Source organism: Dietzia sp. E1 (assembly GCF_014145015.1).
In the GTDB taxonomy this organism is placed as follows: Bacteria; Actinomycetota; Actinomycetes; order Mycobacteriales; family Mycobacteriaceae; genus Dietzia; species Dietzia cinnamea_A.
On the sequence record NZ_JAALDU010000440.1, the window covers coordinates 1 to 3,388 of the forward strand.

Sequence of the window (3,388 nt, forward strand, 5' to 3'; positions counted from 1 at the left end):
GTGAAGCCCTCACCTCATGGCTTCACCGGATCGCCGACCGGTACGGGATCAACGTCGATGTTCTCACGTTCGACCTTGGCCACTGCCTCGACCGCGGTACAGATCTCGATATGGCTCCTCCGCCGGGGTTTGTTGAACAGCTGGCGATCCGGACTGGAATGGGCACCGACCGGCTCCACGGCATGAGCATCAGTGGATACACCCCGTGGCTGCTGGACGACCTCGAGCCCGGCCCCGACACGTTCCTCACCTACACGCGACAGCTGGCGGTGCTCTTGCCGGAGAGCAAACGTCGGCGCCGGACGGTCAAAGCGTGGCGTGCCTGGGTCCCCGGCACTGCTGACCGGTGCCACCGGGCCTGCCCGCAGTGCGTGCTGGAATCGACACCGCCGCACCCCTACCTATTGACGTGGTCGTTGCCCCTGATGCTCTCGTGCCCCGTCCACGGTTGCTGGCTGGAGCACCACGATGGTCCGCGCGGTTCCTACTACAGTTGGCATTCGCCGTGGCGTCCGCCCGGACCGAGGGAGGCGTCCTCCGCGCTCCGACGCATGGACGCCCGGACGTGGCAGGCGTTCACGAGCGGACAAGTTGATCTCCCACGCCGCCGCATCCACGCTGGCATCTGGTTCCGGCTGCTACGCACTGTGGTCGATGAGCTCGGAGCCACCCTGGGTGACTGCGGCGCCGCCCAAGGGATCAGCCGCGAGGTGTGGCAGCGCGCCGGTCACCCGGTCCGGGCCGGCCAAGTGACGTGGCGGCCGTTCGAAGCGCAGTCCCCTCAGACACAGGAGTGCACCCTCGAGGCGGCAGCCATCGCCATGGACCTCCTCGAGAGCGGCTCCCTCACCGGCCGAGGCGACGCCGCGGCACTGTTCCTCCCCGAACCCGGCGTCGCTGTTGACCCCGGCCGGCCACAACAGACCGCGACGGCCGTATCAGCGAAACGCCAGATCGACATCAATGAGGCACTGCGCGCCGCCATCGAGGACGCCCGGCAGGAACCGGCCAGCGCCCGCAAACTGTTCCATCTGGCCACGCTCTACCGCACCGACGACGAGAAGTACATCCAGCAGGTCCGCGCCAACTTCGCGAAACTCGGGATCCCCCTCGAACATCTGTCACAATAGGAACCAACGAGACCGTTTGCATGACTTAGAAAAGATGACGGGTTAAGTGACGACTTACGTTCCAGCGCGATGCAGCCGAGAGCGTGTCACGTAAACGACCGAATAAGTGACGGAGGTGTCGGCGGTGCTGGTTGGATATATGCGAGTTTCGAAGGCCGACGGCTCGCAGACCACGGACCTCCAGCGGGACGCGCTCATCGCCGCCGGGGTTGAGCCCCAGCAGCTGTATGAGGATCAGGCCTCGGGCAAGAAGGAGGACCGGCCGGCGCTAGCCGCGTGTCTGAAAGCGGTGCGCGAAGGCGACACATTGCTTTTGTGGAAACTCGACCGCTTGGGGCGGGACCTGCGGCATTTGGTCAACATTGTCCATGACCTGACCGAGCGCGGTGTGGGGCTGAAGGTGCTCACCGGGCAGGGCGCGGCGATCGACACCACCACGGCCTCCGGAAAACTCGTCTTCGGCATCTTCGCGGCGCTGGCCGAGTTCGAGCGGGAACTGATCTCCGAACGGACCATCGCGGGCCTGTCCTCGGCGCGGGCGCGGGGACGCAAGGGCGGGCGCCCCTACAAGATGACACCGGCCAAGGTCCGGCTGGCGATGGCCTCCATGGGCCAGCCCGGATCCAAGGTCGGCGAGCTCTGCGAAGAACTCGGCATCACCCGTCAGACCCTGTACCGCCACGTATCACCCACGGGCGAGTTAAGGCCAGACGGAAGAAAGCTATTGAAGAAGGCATGAGCGAGGTGACTCCCGCGCCACCGGGGTGTCAGCGCGATGGTCGCGTCGTCGCCCGGACAGCAACGGCCAGCACTGTCCCAACGAGTCTTGATGCCCCCTTGCGGGGCAGCGCTGCAATACGGTTCGCCATTATGGGCAACCGCGTTGACTCCCTGTGAAGCGTCGCCTGGATGACGTCCAGCAAGGCGAGCTGATGAGTGTCGAGCGCACTGTGTCCGGAGTTCGCGAGAGGAACCAGCACACCCTGCGGTGCCAACTCGACGATCTGTTCGGCGATCGGTCGGGGCGTACGGAGGTCCCGATCGCCCGAGACCACGACAGTGGGCCACCGATAGTTGGGCACCTCTGCGGGGAGGTCGAGTGGTTCCCCGGTGTAGTCAGGCTGTCGGACCGCTGCTTCGGCAAACGTCAGTTGCGGGTCGAGAGGTCCGCCGTCCGGGGGTAGCCCGTAGCCGAGCTGGCCATAAGCGATCCCTGCGACCGGGTCCGGTTCCATATAGAAGGGGGTGCCCGCGCCCTCCAACTCGCCGGTGCCCAGGCGGGTGAGAGCGTTCCAGAGCCGTCCCAGGCGGCCACGCAGTCTCGCTCGGAGAAGCCGTTCGAGGATTTCAGGCCCGGCGAACTCGTATGCCACCTGCACGACTTGACCAAGAGCGCGCATCGGCTCACCTGCGTCGGCCAGGTGTCGCACCAGTTCGGCGACGCGGCCGCTTGCAGGCGAGTCACCCTCCCAGAGGACACTGCGTCGATGTGCGCGCACTGCCGCCAGGTCTCCCTTCACGGAGAGCATCGCGGAATCCAGAACGAGAGCTTCCACTCGGTCCGGATGGCGTACCGCTACGGCCTGGGCGAGGTAGGAACCATAGGAGGATCCGACGATGACGGCCTTCTCTGCCCCCACGTCATCGAGAACTGCGATAACATCGTCGGCCGCTAGTTCGATGGTGACCGATTCGCGCGGAAGGGCGGCGCCGTCTTCGGTCCGACCGGACAGGCCGACACCGCGGTGCTCGACCATGAGCAGATCGAGGTTCCGGCGGGCGGCGAGTTTCCGGAAGGACCGGTACGGCACGACTGAGGCAAGCCCGGGACCACCCGGCAGGACAAGAGTTGGCAGCTTCGTACGCGGACCGGTGCGGACATACGCCAGATCGAAGCTCTCTGCGCTTTCTGGATGGAGTGGCCTTAAGATCGTGCCACCTTGTTGGCCTACGATTCTGCGGGCCTGCTTCTCCATGCCGGTACGCTCCATAACCCAATCCTACGTGCGCGAATAGAGCGAAGGAGCCTCGGAGAGCAAGCACTGAGGCGTTATGACACTGGGACTGTCGGCTCCGAACATTGACACCAATGAATCGTCGTGAAGACAGCTTGTGAAATCAGTGCTGTGGCCTTCTGAAACTGACAACGTCGCCGACCATCGATGCTGTGTCACAGGGTCTAACTCGGTATTTATGAAACGTCTTACCATCGGGTCTAGGATCTATCGATACAGATTCCGGGCGAAAGGGTCTTTCGA

The 3,388-nt window shown here is 64.5% G+C and carries 3 protein-coding genes; 2 read left to right on the top strand and 1 reads right to left on the bottom strand.

Annotated elements, in window-relative coordinates; genetic code table 11:
* Positions 1-1,130, top strand: a 1,130-nt coding sequence (locus G6030_RS13610) for a TniQ family protein (protein WP_182643491.1), incomplete at its 5' end; no start/stop codon positions are given.
* A 124-nt stretch (positions 1,131-1,254) separates the two neighbouring features.
* Complete coding sequence (locus G6030_RS13615) at positions 1,255-1,869, top strand: recombinase family protein (protein ID WP_182643493.1); 615 nt, start codon at positions 1,255-1,257, stop codon at positions 1,867-1,869.
* A 28-nt stretch (positions 1,870-1,897) separates the two neighbouring features.
* On the opposite strand, the gene G6030_RS13620 is transcribed toward G6030_RS13615, so the two are convergent.
* Positions 1,898-3,106 (bottom strand): alpha/beta hydrolase, encoded by a 1,209-nt coding sequence (locus G6030_RS13620; protein WP_206680913.1) that lies wholly within the window; start codon positions 3,104-3,106, stop codon positions 1,898-1,900.
* Positions 3,107-3,388 lie beyond the last annotated feature (282 nt).